The organism is Marinilabilia salmonicolor (genome assembly GCF_003003035.1).
In the GTDB taxonomy this organism is placed as follows: Bacteria; Bacteroidota; Bacteroidia; order Bacteroidales; family Marinilabiliaceae; genus Marinilabilia; species Marinilabilia salmonicolor_A.
Genome location: NZ_PVTS01000009.1, coordinates 106431 through 123130, shown reverse-complemented (window position 1 = coordinate 123130; position 16700 = coordinate 106431). Strand labels below are relative to the sequence as shown.

Sequence of the window (16700 nt, the reverse complement as noted above, 5' to 3'; positions counted from 1 at the left end):
ACACCAAATGAACACCATATTAAAATACTTAAGCGCAACCTACCTTCTCGCTACAACACTTTTCTTTAATAGTGTAGCGCAAGAATCACCCCTTAATAATTACGATATTGATATAATCAACAGTACGCAGGGCCTCCCTTCCGATGATGTAAAAGATGTTTTCCAGGACTCAAAAGGGTTTTTATGGTTTTGTACCACAGAGGGACTGATTCGATTTGATGGGTATGTGCTAAAAACATTCTCCATCGCAAACCATCACTCCAAAGGACTGATAACAAACTTATTTAACAACATTCTGGAAGATTCCAACGGGTATTTATGGTGTGCCACAGACCGCGGTGTGGCCAGACTTAATCGAACGGATGAAAGCTTTACATTTTTCAATACTCAGTCTCCCCCACCATTTACTTTATCTTATGATGTTATAGAAACCATCGTAATAGACGAATTCGACCACATTTGGATTGGTAGTTCAGGAGCCGGAGTGGATGTTTTAGACCCGGAAAAAGGCATCATTAAGAAGTACAATATTGCGACTGGAACAGCGGGAATGAATTCCGATTGGATTACCAATATTTTTAAAGATGCCAACAATAATATCTGGATATCCTCGTGGAAAGGAGCGTTAACACATATCAACAAAACAAACAACACTGTAAAATCCTGGAAAAAAGAAGACATCCCATTAGAATTACAACATTTCTCTCCTTTTGCCATGACCCAGCAAGGAGAAAACAATTATTGGCTTGGACTTTGGGAAGAAGGTATTATCAACTTTAAATACGAAGAAGATAGTATCATAATTAAGAAACACATTAAATTCGATAATAATGAATTCGATGCGGCAGAGAACATAATTTTCGATTTGACTTTCGATAAAGATGGAAATCTGTGGGTGGGGAGCCCTACGGGCCTGGCCATATCGCAAAATCCGCAACAATTAAAGCCGGTTTTTACCAAATTCACCACCAAGAGCAATTCTATAAAACTCTCACACAACGAAGCGTTCTCCATACTTTGTGATGCTTCAGGATTAATCTGGGTCGGAACCTCCGGCGGTGGAGTAAATAAAATTGACAATAAAATCAAACTTTTCAATTCCATGCATATTACAGCCGAGACAGAATCTCCCGGCAGTCAATCGATTTCCTCTTTTATAAAAACCAATGCCGGGGATTTACTCGTTGGAGTAAAAAGCATGGGGTTCGGAGTATTTAATTTGAAGAATCGCTCATTCACTCAGTACAACCGTATTCCCAGGTTCAAGAATCTACCCCAGGACTTAAACACAGTCAACTGCTTTTTTCAGGATTCTAAAGGTTTTTTATGGCTTGGAACCAGATATATGGGCATAATTAAGTTTAATCCCAAAACAGGTGAGCACTTGATAATCAACAAAAACACTCCTGAATACGATTTTCCATCAAGAGAAATATTTGATATTCATGAAGATCCTTTCGGTCACGTTTGGATAGGCACAGAAAACGGCCTCTACAAAATCGTTGAGTCAACTCCCGATAAATTCCATAATTTCTTCATTCTGAGATATGCCACGGATGTTAACAATCCAACCTCCCTGAGCAGTAACAGAATCTCAAAAATACTTATTGACAACAATAATAATTTATGGGCCGCCACTTTCGATGGAGGAATAAACCAAGCCATTTCAGACATAACGCAGCATTATCCACTCGAATTCAAAAGATTTCAAGCGTCAAAAAAAGATAGCAATGGGTTAATAACCGACCACATTCTTACATTGTTCAAGGATTCCTCAGGGAGTATCTGGGTTGGTTCTGGTGGTGGCGGATTATTCAAGTGGATGCCTGCTCAGTCGGAATTTATCTCATTTGCTCCGTATGTAGCGGGAGATATAATTTATGCGATAAATGAGGATAGCAATAACAATATCTGGATTGGAACCAACCGGGGACTGACAAAACTGAACATCATGGAAAAACAGGTCAGATCCCATTTTTTTCTTGAGGAGAACGGACTTCAGGGTAATATTTTTAACAGAGGAGCTTCGTTTAAAGACACAGAAGGGAATCTCTATTTTGGTGGAAACAGAGGATTTAACATCTTTAATCCACGGGATATCAGTCCTGATAATTTCATTCCGCCGGTGGTTATTACCAACGTAAAAGTAATGAACAAACCGGTATCCATTACAACATCCCGCGACAAACCACTTATATTAAATCATCTCGAAAACAATTTTTCAGTCTCTTTTGCAGCCCTCTCCTATTCTCAACCCGAGAACAATAAATATTCGGTTCTGCTCGATGGGCTGGAAAACGAATGGCGATTTATGGACGCAGACATGCGAACCCTAAACTACGCCAACCTGAAACCCGGAGAATACACTTTAATGATCAAAGGCTCCAACAGTCAGGGACATTGGAACCCAAAGCCAGAAGAACTGTTCATCAAAGTGAACCCTGCACCTTACAAAACATGGTGGGCCTTTACCTTTTACGCCCTAATCTTCGGAGGTATTATTTTCTTTATCTTCCGAATGGAACGTAAAAACCAACAGGTAATACATGCATTGGAAATTGAACATATAGAAAGACAAAAGTCCGATAAACTCAATATTTTCAAACAAGGTCTATTTGCCAATATTTCCCATGAATTCTTAACACCATTGAGCATTCTGGGGTGCCTGATAGACGACTGGCGACATACTCACATCGCTCCCAATGGGAAAGACCTGGCACTTGCCGAAAGAAACATCAACCGCCTAAATCGCCTAAACAGACAATTCCTCTATTTTAGCAAATCCGAGATAGAGCAACTTCCGCTATCTGTGAGTGGAGGAAACCTCAACAAATTCACGCAGTTCATTTGTGACAATTTTGCCCCCCTCGCCCGAAAGAAACATATTATTTTTGACTATAACATTAATTGTCCCGAATCGAACCTATGGTTCGACCAGGAAAAAATTGACATAATTCTTTACAATTTATTATCGAATGCGTTTAAGTTCACGCCCAAAGAAGGAACAATAACCCTCAATCTATCACTTTCAAAAACAGAAGATGGAACAATAGCCAATTTTGAGATACAAGACACCGGTGAGGGTATAAGTGAGGAAAAACAAGCCTTGATATTCGATCGATATCAGTCCATCAGTGGCAACAACCACCAATCCGGAGGTTTCGGCATTGGATTATCTCTCACAAAAGCAATGGTAGAGACACATAAAGGAACCATTCGTCTGAAAAGCATACCCGGAGAGGGCACAACTGTTTCATTTTTTCTTCCAGTCAACAAAAAAGCTTTCGACCAAAACGAAATTGCAGAAAACAGATTGGAACAAATCCCTGCAACCCTCATGGAAGCTGAAGATATTGAAGAAGAAACCATTCTTAGAATAAAGAATCTTCAACAATCATTCGACCATAAGCCCACCGTTCTGCTCGTTGAGGACAATTACGATTTCCGAAAACTTTTAAAAGGAAGTCTGGAATCCATTTTTAATATAATTGAGGCGCCCAATGGAATGATTGGTTATGAAACTGCCGTCAACAAAAAACCTAACATCATAATATCGGATGTTGTAATGCCTTCGATGAGCGGCATTGAACTATGTAAAAAAATAAAAGCCAATGAGACTACTTCGCACCTCAACGTGATTCTGTTAACCGGCAAAACATCGGATGAAGAACGAGCAGAAGGTTACAGAGCAGGTGCCGACAGCTATATTGCCAAACCATTTAATCTGCCTACTCTGTTGGCAAGAATGGAAGCATTACTTGAGCAGCAAAAACGGAATCAGGCTTTCCAAAAAAGCTTTAACCCCAATAAGAATAAAATAAATGATATCCATGATGAATTACTGATTCAAGCCAAAGATATAATAGAAAAAAACATTTCCAATCCTGATTTTTCGGTCAGGCAACTCGCTGAAAAAATGTCAATTAGCAACTCCATGCTATACCGGAAAATATCAGAATTGGCAAACATCAACCCCAACACCTTCATTCGAAAAATGCGAATGATGAAAGCTGCCGAACTACTTGAAGAAAACCAATTAACTGTTTCTGAAGTAGCTTATCAATGTGGTTTCAAGGATGTCAGCTATTTTGGAGTAACATTCAAAAAAGACTACGGCATAACTCCATCGCAATACCAAAAGAGTAAAAAAATTTAGCTATGACAAAAGACGAAAAAGAACAATTGGTAACCATCATTGAATCAGAAATCCATAAGCTTACTGCCAAAATAGAAGAACTGAAACAATTCACCGGTCCTATCTCTCCCGATGATGCCATTGGGCGCATCTCCCGGATGGATGCCATCAACAACAAAACCATTTTTGATGCCAGTTTGCGAAATGCCAAAACCCGACTATCGCAACTGGAACAAATCCTGAAATTAAAAAACGATGGAAGCTTTGGCATCTGCAACAAATGTCACCAGAGCATTCCCTTCGAAAGGCTAAAACTAAGGCCAGAAATACGTCTTTGTGCCTCTTGCCTGAAAAGATAAGCTATTCAGCCAAAAAGGGTGACCGCTCTTTCAAATACAACAAATTGAGCCGGTGCATGGCACGGGTACATGCTATATAAAGCAACCCCCTGTCCACTTCATTGTAGTAGTTGTCAGCATCGGCATCAGGGATAATAACCTGATCAAACTCAAGGCCCTTGGCCATGTGCGATGAAGTAATAATAATTCCCTGTCCAAATGCACCAGTTTCGGCACTTAAAAGCAATAAGCGGTCGTAATCGTCGGTCAATGCAGCATAGAGTTTTGCTGCCTGTTTTTGCGTTTTGCAAACAATTCCTAATGAGTGAAAGTCCGACAGCTCAAACTCATCGATGATGGTTTTTATCTTTTCAATTTGTGCGTTCTTTGATTTGAAAGCATCCACTGAAGGTGCCTCTCCGTGCCGCTCAACCACTTCCAGGTCGCTGTCGGGTTGGATCTTTTGAGCAAAACGGGCTATTTCACTGGTGGAACGGTAGCTTTTATTCAATAACATACAATCGGCACCCGGAAAAACTTTAGCAATGGAATCGGAGTTAGAAGAACTAAAAGGATTTACCGACTGGTTTGCATCTCCAAGAATGGTCTTTTTGCAGGAAAATAAGCGCGACAGCACCGAATACTGAACGGGAGTGTAATCCTGCATTTCATCCACCAAAAGGTGCTTCACATGACTAAAGGTCTTAAATCCCTCAAGTTTCAGTTTCATGAAAGCCAGCGGGTAAACATCGGGATATTCAAAAGTTGAGGCCCTGGCATACTTAAACATTTCAGGTCTGCCCAGCCACTGATAGAAGTCTTTGTACAACTCCCGCAAATTGGTAATCCGAAACATATTCCTGATGGTTTTCCGCAATTCGTTGCGTTCCTTTCCGGATATTTCGTACTGATTGTAAAAAAGCAGGTCACGCTCAATGTGACTGACAATTTCGTTGAACCTTAAAAACAGCGGAACCCGGTGAAGTGACTTGAACTTATCAGCAATATAGGAATCCGGAATGGGATTTCTTTGAACCATAATCATCTCAGGCTCGAAGTAGTTGTTTTCAATATAAGCCAGGTATTCATTCAGTTTAGTCACAAATTCGAAAGTGGCCTTAAACTGAATCCGCTCCCGGAAACTTTCATCTTCCTTCTCAAGTAACAACGAAACCTGCTCAAAGAAAGTCTGAAAACGGTATTTGCCGTCAAGAAGCTGATTGGCCAGTTCTTCCATCCCTATTTCCGGGATTTGCTCCTCCCCCAACTCAGGCAGCACATTGGAAATGTAATCTGCAAAAACCTTGTTGGGCGATAAAATCAGAATATCTTTTGAGGAAATGGTCTCACGAAAGCGATAAAGCAGAAATGCAATACGATGAAGGGCAATAGAGGTTTTCCCTGAACCTGCCACCCCTTGAATAATTAGCACCTGAGAATCTTCGTTCCGGATGATGGCATTCTGATCGCGTTGAATGGTGGCAACAATGTGCTTCATCTTATCATCCGAAGCCTTACCCAACTCCCTTTGAAGCACTTCATCATGAATGTTCAGCGAACTTTCCAGCATGTATTCCATTTCACCAAATCGAATACGAAACTGACGTTTTAGAGTAATTTCTCCTTCCACTTCACCTGTAGGCGCCTCATAATTGGCCGTCCCCAGCTCAAAATCGTAAAACATGGAGGAAACCGGTGCCCGCCAATCATACACCAAATTCTCTTTCTGAGCCTCGTCGTAGTAGGCATGAACGCCTACATAAACAGGTAGTGATTTAAAAGCATCCTTTTCTTTAAAATCGAACCGCCCAAACCAGGGCGATTGTCTGAGTTTACGCAACCTTTTCTTTTTCTCCACAGCAGCTTCACCGGTTAGGGCCGACTGCCTCACAGACTGATGAACAGCCACTTTCTCCACATGATCCATACCGGTTTTATGCTCCCAGAGATAATCTTTTTGAGCCTGCACATCTTTGGCATATTGCACTACATTTATGTCGATCTGGTTGATGGCTGATTGCAACTTCTCTTTAATCGATTCCAGGTAATTTCTCTCGTCTTTCTCTGTCTTATTAAACATGCCGCTGTTTAAAATTTGTACTGTTGGAAAAATTCTTTTCAGAAAGTAAATCTGAAAATTGAGTATGAGACCTCAAAAAATTGTCAGGTATCCAAAACAAAAGGAGGCTGTCTAATAAGTCACACAGTTTTTGCATAGCATAGATCATGGTTTTTTAGATTATTGACTCTGGGATTCTTCACTGCGTTCAGAATGACAAAAACACATGACTGTCTTAACAAACTCTTCCGTACAGAGAATTCAGGGGGGAGTAATGCCGCAGTATTTTGACCGGTGAATTATCATAACAGCGGCAAAAATAATAAAAAAAATCAACTCAAATCCGGGACATTTACATCAGTCCCGGGCTTTATCCAACAGACGGTTCAGCTCCTTTATTTCATCAGGAGTCAGATTGGACAGAAGATTGTCCGTTTGCTTCTCACAACCCAGCATATCATCCAGAAGGGAGAGGCCTTTTGCGGTTATTTCAATACTCTTCTGCCGGCGGTCGGCAGGATTTTCAACCCGGGTGACCATTTCTTTTTCCACCAGCCTGTCGATAATTCGGCTCACATCAGATACTTTATCCAGCATCCTCTCCTTGATAAAACCAACAGACAAAGGCGCCTCCGAACGAAAACCACGAAGAATCCTCAACACATTATACTGCGGTTCGGTAATTCCAAAGCGTTTAAACGACTGAACCATTTCATAGCTCAGAACATTTGTTGTATAACGCAGGTTGATAAACCCTTTGTAGTATTCATTCCGAAAGCGTCCTTTTATCTCATCTTCGATGCGCATAGCTCAAAAAACCTTTGGTTACTTAACAAATAACTCCACATTAATGAAAAACTCATCATCAATGGCTTTGTCGGCTAAATTATCAAAGAATTTTTTAGATCCGTAACGAACATCATATAAAGTTCTATCAACCTCAATTCGGGCTTTGTAACCATTTTTGGTCGCCTGTGCCAGAAATGTGACAGGGTTGGTATTTCCTTTGATGGTTAGATTCCCGTTAACTTTAAGGTCAGAACCTGATTTTGATGAAGATACAACCTCAAACCTGCTGGATTTATGTTTTTCGACACCAAAGAAATCAGCAGATTTAAGATGTCCTTCCAACTGTTGGTTTAATGATTCATCCTCAATATCTGTCACTGCAATACTTTCCATATCAATGACAAATTCCCCACCGGTGATCAGACCATCATCAACCACCAGATGTCCCGACTTCAGGTCAATCGTTCCATCGTGAGACCCACCAATTTTTCCGGCTTCCCAGGTAAGGGTACTCTTCTTTACGTCAACCTCTTTGGTTTCCTGAGCATCAACATTTAATGCAAATGAAATTCCTATTATAAAAACAAACAATAACTTCTTCATCACGATAAAATTTTCAATTAAAAAACTTGTTTATCAAATCAATAGTGCCCCAAATATTATCCCAATAGGGATTTCATCCCTTAAACCCTGATCCCGATTATGGTTTTGTAAGGTTTTGTTTTCCAAAACCAACAAAAACCTATTTCGGGACAAAGAAATTATGAACATGATTATTGCTACGCTCGACAATATTCAAGCAAGCTTGATATTGTTCTCACTAAACGCAATAATTCAAGACTGAGCCAGCTTTCGCTCTAAAAACTACGGTTCTTTTTTCGTAATCGCCAAAACTCATCTCGCTTGCTGCACGCACGAGATTCAAACAGAGACGATTTTACGATAAAACAACCTGGTTTTTAGGCTTACCTGCCAAAGTCAGCCCAAATCAGGTCAGTCAGTAGGTTAAAAATATATATTTAAGACATAATTATTTTCAAATCTCAAAATACGGTCACGATATCATCGAACGACCTTCTGGGGCGACGGGGATAAAGCTTTTGGGAATCATCAGCATAACCCAATGCAATAGCCATGACCACCTCCTCACTATCTTTCAGTCCAAAAGCTTTATGAACGCCGTCAAAATCAAGTCCGCTCATTGGATGCGAGTCCACACCGTATTCTTTGGCTGCGATCATCAACGACATGGCCAATAACCCTGCGTTGCTTTCTGCGAACTTTAACTTACGCTCCTCACTGGTTCCATAGAGAAACTGTGCAGCCTGCTTGGCTCCTTCAACGATTTCTTCTCTGCCACCAACCGATTGAAGCATTTCCTCCCATACCGGATTTTCATTATTGTATCCTTCTTTATTTCCAACAACAATAAAGGTAACAGGGGCCTGAAGAATCTTTTCCTGATTATTGGCCAATTCATAAAGCTTGGTTTTATTCTCATCGCTCTGAACCATCACAAGCCTCCATGGTTGAAGATTAAAAGCCGAAGGAGCCATCACTGCCAGGTCAACAATCTCTTTAACCTGCTCTTGCGAGAGTGATTTTGACTTGTCAAAATTATTGACTGAACGTCGTTCGCTAAAAAGTTTTCTTGTTTCCATATCAACGTATTTACTTTTTTAAAATTCAATTACACTGCAAATATATGTTTTAACTTTATTTGTTGCAACATCTATTTATGAATTTTTGTTTTTTTAACAAACAAATTACTATCTTCAGAACTCATAAAATCTTTTAGAACAAAAACATTATGTCAGTAAATAACCTGATTATAGAAGAAAGAGCAGCAGACATAGGCAACTTTTTAGTAGGAAGACTCCTTCCCTTTCGCCGGAAACGAGCTGTAGGTCCATTCGTATTTATAGACCACATGGGACCAGCCAAAATGAATGAGAACCAAAATCTGGATGTATTACCCCATCCACACATCGGACTTTCCACCCTTACCTACCTCTTCGAAGGTGCCATCATGCACCGCGACAGCTTAGGAAATGAAGTTGAAATAAAACCGGGGGCAGTCAATTGGATGACCGCAGGGAAAGGTGTCGTACATTCCGAACGAACCCCTGACAATCTGCGTAACGAACACAAGAGTCTCCACGGACTGCAAATATGGGTAGCTTTGCCAAAAGAGGAGGAGGAAATCGAACCATCTTTTACACACATCGAAGCAGATAAAATACCGGAATGGGAACAAGATGGGTTACAATTCAGACTGATTGCAGGAGAAGCATTTGGACAAAAATCACCCGTGCCGGCTTTTAGCAATCTCTACATGGTAGAAATCAAAAGCAAATATCCTCAAAAAGTCTCACCTGGCAAAGATTTGTATGGCGAAAGCGGTATCTATATTCTGAAAGGAGGTATCAAAAGCGAAGGGCAAGCATACGAGTCCAAACAATTATTAATTGCAAAAGACAGCAGTGTTTGTGAATTTGAAATGGGAGAAAATTCAACTGTTTACATTTTTGGCGGCACTCCCCTCCCGGAAGAACATTACATCGACTGGAATTTTGTCTCCTCGAGTAAAGACCGATTAAAGCAAGCCAAAGAAGAGTGGATAAAACAAGTTTTCCCAAGGGTACCGGGAGAAACAGAGTTTATTCCCTATCCCGGTTAGAAAGAAATAAAAACAAATCAGATTCCAGATCATTTCTCTCTCAAAAAAAACGGGAGTGCCCGAATGGACAATCCCGTTTTTATCTCATATTGTGCAATCTTATTAAATATTGGGAGTTTCCCATTTTTTAGTCTCGGCACAAACAATGTCCAGGACTTCATCGCCAACCTGAACTTTGAAATCTCCTTCTTCCAGAACCCACTTTCCGTCAGACCCCACAAAAGCAAGGTCCGAACCTTTAAGAGTCATAGTAACCGTTTTTGTTTCTCCGGGTTGAATTTCTACTTTTTCAAAATTGCGCAGACGGCGTACATCAGGCGTCAATGAAGCCACCAGATCGCTGCTAAACAGCAGTACACTTTCTTTACCTGCAACATCACCGGTATTGGTCACATCCACAGTAAATGTCAGCTCATCTCCGGCAGTAAAGGAAGATTTATCAACTGATAGATTGCTGTAATCGAAATCGGTGTAGCTCAAACCATAACCAAATGCCCATTGAAATGACATCTGAGAGTTGTAGTTGTAGGCACCTTCCATGGTTCCGGTTTGCTCGCTAGGCTTGTAATCATAGCTACCCAAAGAATTAACGGCTTTGGGATATGAAAATGGAAGCTTACCACTGAAATTCACATCACCACTAACCAGGTTGGCGAGGGCATCACCACCAAAATTACCGGGCAGCATCACATCTATCACAGCATCAGCCAATGGCTCAATGTCACTAATAACACGGGGGCGACCACTGTTGATTACCAACACAATTGGCTTACCTGTTTTGCTAAGGGCTTTAACAAGATTGCGCTGATTTTCAGACAAAGTAAGATCAGTCAGATTCCCGGGAGTCTCGCAATAAGAGTTCTCACCAATACAGGCAAAAATCACATCTACCCCGCGGGCAGCAGCAACAGCCTTTTCAATTTCAGGCTCATTCTCTTCCCAGTACTGACCATCATTATTGTAAGTTACACCGGGTTCATAAACCACATTATTGCTTCCAAATTTAGCTTTAAAAGCCTCCTGGATGGTATTGTGTTTGGCAGCAAATTTATCAGCACCTGTACCCTGCCATGTATATGACCATCCGCCATTCAAGGTACGCATAGAATTGGCATTAGGACCGGTAACCAGAATTTTCTTTTCGTCCGCCAAAGGCAAAACATCTTTCTCGTTTTTAAGCAACACAATTGACTCTTCGGCAGCCTGCAAAGCAGCTTTTCCAAACTCTTCTCCACCAAACAAGGGGAAATCCTCCACCTCGTAAACAGGAGTTTCAAAAAGCCCCAAACGATACTTCATGCGCAATACACGACGAACAGCATCATCAATGCGGCTCATTTTCACTTCTCCTTCTTCCACCAACTCTTTCAACAACACGCAGTAATCCCAGCTGTAAGGTTCCATAGCCATATCAATGCCGGCATTGATCGCCAGTTTGATGGCTTCTTTTTTATCTTTGGCAATTTTCTCCCTGGTGTAGAGGTTGTTGATATCAGCCCAATCAGTCACAATCATTCCATCCCAGTTCAGATCCTCCTTCAACCACTCTGTGAGGAGTTCATGACTGGCATGCACCGGCATACCGTTTACAGAACCGGAATTACCCATTACAGATAAAGCTCCGGCGCGGATGGCCTCCAAAAAAGGAGCAAAATGCTTCTCACGCAACTGACGTTCACTGATAATAGAGGGCGTACGGTCCTTTCCTGAAAAAGGAGCACCATATCCCATATAATGTTTCATACAAACAGCAATCTGTTCCTTACCAATCTCATTGGGGTTTTCACCCTGATGGCCAAGCACGGCTTCACGTCCCATTTCTGCATTGACATAAGCATCTTCACCAAAATTCTCCCACATACGTGGCCAGCGGGCATCGCGACCAAGGTCAACCGTTGGCGCAAAAGTCCAGGGTACACTACCTGCTTTGGTTTCGTAAGCTGTGATTTCTCCGCCTCTGCGAACCAATGACCGGTTAAAGGTAGCTCCCATATTCAGTGTCTGAGGGAACATGGTTCCATCTAAAATATAGGTAGATCCGTGAATCTGATCGAGACCATAAAGGGTAGGAATTCCCATCACCTCCATGGATTTATCCTGAATTTTACTGATGATCTCATGCCACTTTTCACGAGTCTGAGCAGTTGTTCCGGGAGTATTGAGAATAGATCCGACCTTATATATTCCGATAACGGTATCCAACATAGCTTCGCTAATCTGGAAGTCACCCTGATAAGCAGAACCGGGAACGCCCAACACGTCAATGGTCAATTGGGTCATTTGCCCGATTTTCTCTTCGAGAGTCATTTCACTAAGCAATGCCTCCACTTTTTTCTCAATCTCTGCATCTTGCGCAATAGCAGGTTCTGCACCCTTCTGAGCGGAGGTTGTGCAAGCCTGTAAAAACACTACAGCAAGCAATAGAATTAAAATTCGTTTCATGGTTTTATTAGTTTTTTAGTTTGAGTGTGTAAATATAACACCAATGATTAAATTATCGATGATATTTTACTTCAATACAAACGCTGTTTTCCCTTTAACATCAGACGCCGAAGCCCCAACAATAGCTTCAAAATCACCTGATTCCGCAATCCACTCGTGCTTTTCAGCATCGAAAAAGCTCAGAGCAGATTTATCGATGGTGAAAGTAACAGTTTTTGTTTCTCCGGGTTGCAAAGTTACCTTCTCAAAGGCTTTCAACTCCTTCACGGGACGAGGCAAAGAAGATTTCACATCACGGATATACAACTGCACAATTTCAGCTCCTTGGCGTTTACCGGAATTTGTTACATCTACAGTGAAAGTTATTTTTCCATCAGGAGTCATCTCGTTTTTATCAGCAGAAACTTTTCCATATTTAAAAGTAGTATAACTCAATCCATGCCCGAAGCTAAAAAGTGGTTCAATGTTTTCCTTCTCTTGCCATCTGTATCCCACGAAAATGCTCTCTTTGTAATGCACCTGCCCGCCTTCTCCGGGAAATTCACCAATAGAATGAGCCGAATTGTCCGTCAGTTCCACAGGGAAAGTAAAAGGCAGTTTACCTGAAGGATTAGCATCACCAACCAATACTGAAGCCAAAGCATTTCCGGTCTCTGAGCCCAGGAACCATCCCTGTACTATAGCCGGAACTTCATTTACCCAGGGCATGGCCACTGCATTTCCTGAAATGTTTACAACCACCAGATTTTTATTCGTAACAGCCAGTTTTTGAATCAATTCATCCTGATTGTATGGCAAATCCAGGCTCAGGCGGTCGGCGCCTTCACTATCCTGATTCTGGCTCTTATTCAGACCTCCGACAAAGATCACCACGTCAGCGTCTTTAGCAACCTCAAGGGCTTCTTGAGTCAATTCCTCAGACGAACGATCATCCTCTAAATCCTGCCCGGTAACCACCCCGTTGTAGCTCCCGCTGGCATCTCCCACATATCCGCGTGCATAAACGACCTCTGCAGCATCGCCTACACGATTTCTGATACCATCCAATGGAGAAATTTCATATAAAGCCTTCAGCGAAGAACTTCCTCCACCCACGGTCATCATTTTAATAGCATTCTCTCCAATAACAGCAATTTTATCGGTTTTATTTAAGTCGATAGGCAGGGTGTTTTTATCATTTTTCAGTAAAACAATTCCCTCTTCAGCAATTTTCTTTGCAGCAGCAGCATGTGCAGGACTTCCCATTGACCCCCAGGGTTTATTGCGGTTCATGGCTGTACGGAAATTCAGACGTAATACATTGCGAACTTTTTGATCCAGTTCTTCGGTTCCAACCTCTCCCATTTTAATCAAATCGCGGTAAGGATTTGCAAGATGATAATTGTCGTAAGAGTTGGTAGCTCCCATGGTCAATCCATCTGTCCATGTACCAAACTCAAGATCCAGCCCGTTCTTAATGGCCTCCATGGTATTGTGCACACCACCCCAGTCAGAAACCACGGCACCATCGAAGCCCCATTCATTGCGGAGAATTTCAACAAGCAGGCGCTCATTGTGACATCCCTGCTGATTTTGATAACGGTTGTAAGAGCCCATAATGGCCCAGGCGTCTCCTTCCTGAACAGCAGCTTTAAAAGCGGGAAGGTATATTTCGTACAAAGCACGATCATCCACATTGACATTAATGGTATGACGATCAGTTTCCTGATTGTTCAAAGCATAATGTTTTACACAGGCGGCAACTCCATTTTGCTGAACTCCCTTGATGTAAGGAACGACCATTTTTGAGGCCAGATAAGGATCTTCACCCATATATTCAAAGTTTCGACCATTGAGCGGTGAACGGTAAATGTTTATTCCGGGTCCCAACAATACATCTTTTTCACGGTAACGGGCTTCTTCGCCAATTGATTGTCCATACAGCAACGATAAATCCTCATTCCAGGTTGAAGCAAGACACGTAAGTGCCGGAAATGCAATACAGGAGTCGTTGGTCCAGCCGGCCTGTTCCCATTCATCCCAAAGCACCTCGGGACGAATGCCGTGCGGACCGTCAGTCATCCACAGCTCAGGAATTCCCAGTCGGGCGACTCCGGGTGAACTAAATTTCGATTGCGCATGAATAATGGCAATTTTTTCATCCAGTGTCATACGTGAAAGCGCATCTTCCACGCGTTCCTCAATGGGTTGGTTTTCGTCAAGATAGATGGCTTTTTTCTCCTGACCACTTGCAGCAATAGCAAACAGAAGCATAAGAGATACCAGTTTAATAGTTTTCATAGTAGTTTTTATTTGTATGTGTTTTTGTGTTTGGCAAGATAAAGGGAAATGTACGAAGAAAAATAGTTCAGGCCCAAAAAGTAGTTATTCAGAGAGATTTGATCCTTCTCAAACCCACTTCACAATCAACTAAAACACTATCCTAAAGCACATTAAAACTTACAAAAAGAATACGCTCAGATCAGAAAAAAGTAGAAAAAATAGAGACTAAAACATCAATTAAATCAAGGTTTCCTTATTGACAACCATTGGTGTCCGCTTTACAAATTAAGATTGCTTCCCACTGACTAAAAGAAGCTCGCAACACCCGCATTTATCACCAATTCTTTCAGGCAATATCATTACTGTCGGTTCTCTTTACTCTTTCGGGCACTCTTTAAGGTACTACCCCGTTCAATGGAAGAATCAATATCTCCCTTGGAAACATCTATTCTTTGCGAACTGTAAATTCCGGAGTGCCCACTGAAATAATAGGCCACAAAGGTAGCCACGGCAAAATAAAGAATGTGCTCACCTCCAAACAACTCCACTCCCATTATGGTGCAGGCCAGTGGAGTGTTCGTAGCGCCGGCGAAAACAGCAATAAACCCAATGGCAGCAAACAACGGAACCGGATTCCCTGTTACCATGGCAATGGTATTGCCCAAGGTAGCTCCGATAAAAAACAAAGGAGTTACCTCTCCACCTTTAAATCCGGTACTCAGGGTGATGGCTGTCAGCAGAAGCTTCCAAAGCCAACTGAAGGTATCGGCACCTCCGGCTTTAAATGAATTAACAATGGAAACACCCTCCCCGTCGGCAGAATAAACACCCAATCCAAGATAGTCGCGCGTTCCCAACAAAAATGAGATTCCCAAAACAAGGGCAGCTCCAACCACCGGAATTAAAAACTTCTTTTGAATATACTTGTTGGCAAAATGTTTTATCTGGTGAGACAATTCAGAGAAACCAAAACTTGCCAATCCGAAAAAGACACCGGCCAGCATCACCCAGAATAAGAGAGATAAATCAAAATGCAGAAAGGAAGATCCGGATGCAACAGTCTCATGAAAATCAATCTGATAGTGTGTATGTGTAATGCCATAAGCGGTACAGACGATATGTGACATCACCGAGGCAAAAAAAGCAGGCAGCAATGCATCATACTTTATACGTCCGATAGCCATTACTTCAAGTGCAAAAATGGTTCCGGCTACGGGAGTACCAAACACCCCGCCAAAACCCGCAGCCATCCCTGAGATTAACAAAATCCGGAAATCAGCCTGATTCAATTTGAAAATTTTACCCAACCAGTGGGCCATACTCCCACCAATCTGAATGGCAGTCCCCTCACGTCCCGCTGACCCGCCAAATAAGTGCGTAACAACCGTTGTAATCAGCACAAAAGGAGCCATTCGAACAGGAATGCCCCCTCCCGGTTTGTGAATCTCATCCATCACCAGATTGTTTCCGGCTTCAGCATTCTTCCCCTTAAACCGATAAAGTGCAACAATAAGTATCCCGGCAACTGGCAACAGATAGATCAGCCATTCATGCTCCCAACGTAGATGGGTAGCTTTTTCAAGCAAAAAAAGGAACAATGCTACCAGGGAGCCTGAGACAACAGCCACCGGTATGGCCAAAATAAACCACTTGACCACATATTTAAGAATTCTATATTGATCGAAGGAATGCCGGATATTATTAATCATCTTTTCCCTTAAAACTAAAACCACCAAATTTATCCTGCTCTATTCATGACTTTATGCAAAAAGACACCCAAGAAAATGGAAACACCAACAAGAGCAAACAATTAAAATCGCAAATAGCGAAGGATTCTCTATTCTGATTTAGTAATCACTCTTGTTTTACAACAATATTCGAACTCCACCAAAGTTCATATATGAAAAATGCAGGATTGGTTGGTTATTACAATAATGATTATACAAAAATACCCAATAAACTTTTGACGACAATACTTTTCTTTGAATATAATTA

The 16700-nt window shown here is 41.7% G+C and carries 10 protein-coding genes; 3 read left to right on the top strand and 7 right to left on the bottom strand.

Translation table 11 applies throughout. From position 1 onward, the window contains the following. Positions 1-7 precede the first annotated feature (7 nt). Both BY457_RS10865 and BY457_RS10860 read left to right on the top strand, forming a co-directional pair. Entirely contained in the window at positions 8-4156 is a 4149-nt protein-coding gene (locus BY457_RS10865) for a hybrid sensor histidine kinase/response regulator transcription factor (protein WP_106153356.1), read from the top strand. 2 nt (positions 4157-4158) lie between these two features. Then, the gene (locus BY457_RS10860; protein ID WP_106153355.1) at positions 4159-4494 is read left to right on the top strand and encodes a TraR/DksA family transcriptional regulator; all 336 of its coding nucleotides are present in this window, start codon (positions 4159-4161) and stop codon (positions 4492-4494) included. A gap of 1 nt (position 4495) precedes the next feature. Here the strand turns inward: BY457_RS10860 and BY457_RS10855 are convergent, their stop codons facing one another. From BY457_RS10855 to BY457_RS10840, 4 genes are all read right to left on the bottom strand, one after another. Continuing rightward, entirely contained in the window at positions 4496-6553 is a 2058-nt protein-coding gene (locus tag BY457_RS10855) for a HelD family protein (protein ID WP_106153354.1), read from the bottom strand. Between the two features lie 336 nt (positions 6554-6889). Next, the gene (locus tag BY457_RS10850) at positions 6890-7339 is read right to left on the bottom strand and encodes a MarR family winged helix-turn-helix transcriptional regulator (protein WP_106153353.1); all 450 of its coding nucleotides are present in this window, start codon (positions 7337-7339) and stop codon (positions 6890-6892) included. 18 nt (positions 7340-7357) lie between these two features. Then, positions 7358-7924 (bottom strand): YceI family protein, encoded by a 567-nt coding sequence (locus BY457_RS10845; protein ID WP_106153352.1) that lies wholly within the window; start codon positions 7922-7924, stop codon positions 7358-7360. A gap of 440 nt (positions 7925-8364) precedes the next feature. Beyond that, positions 8365-8982: a nitroreductase family protein gene (locus tag BY457_RS10840; RefSeq protein WP_106153351.1), complete on the bottom strand. Its 618-nt coding sequence runs from the start codon at positions 8980-8982 to the stop codon at positions 8365-8367. A gap of 149 nt (positions 8983-9131) precedes the next feature. Here BY457_RS10840 and BY457_RS10835 point away from each other — a divergent pair, with 149 nt between their 5' ends. Beyond that, positions 9132-10001, top strand: a complete 870-nt coding sequence (locus BY457_RS10835) for a pirin family protein (RefSeq protein ID WP_106153350.1) — start codon at positions 9132-9134, stop codon at positions 9999-10001. Positions 10002-10103: 102 nt separating this feature from the next. On the opposite strand, the gene BY457_RS10830 is transcribed toward BY457_RS10835, so the two are convergent. From BY457_RS10830 to BY457_RS10820, 3 genes are all read right to left on the bottom strand, one after another. Further along, positions 10104-12443, bottom strand: coding sequence for a glycoside hydrolase family 3 N-terminal domain-containing protein (locus tag BY457_RS10830; protein WP_106153349.1), 2340 nt, complete (start codon positions 12441-12443; stop codon positions 10104-10106). A gap of 66 nt (positions 12444-12509) precedes the next feature. Next, entirely contained in the window at positions 12510-14723 is a 2214-nt protein-coding gene (locus BY457_RS10825) for a glycoside hydrolase family 3 C-terminal domain-containing protein (protein ID WP_106153348.1), read from the bottom strand. 341 nt (positions 14724-15064) lie between these two features. Next, complete coding sequence (locus BY457_RS10820) at positions 15065-16414, bottom strand: voltage-gated chloride channel family protein (RefSeq protein WP_106153347.1); 1350 nt, start codon at positions 16412-16414, stop codon at positions 15065-15067. Between the last annotated feature and the right edge of the window lie 286 nt (positions 16415-16700).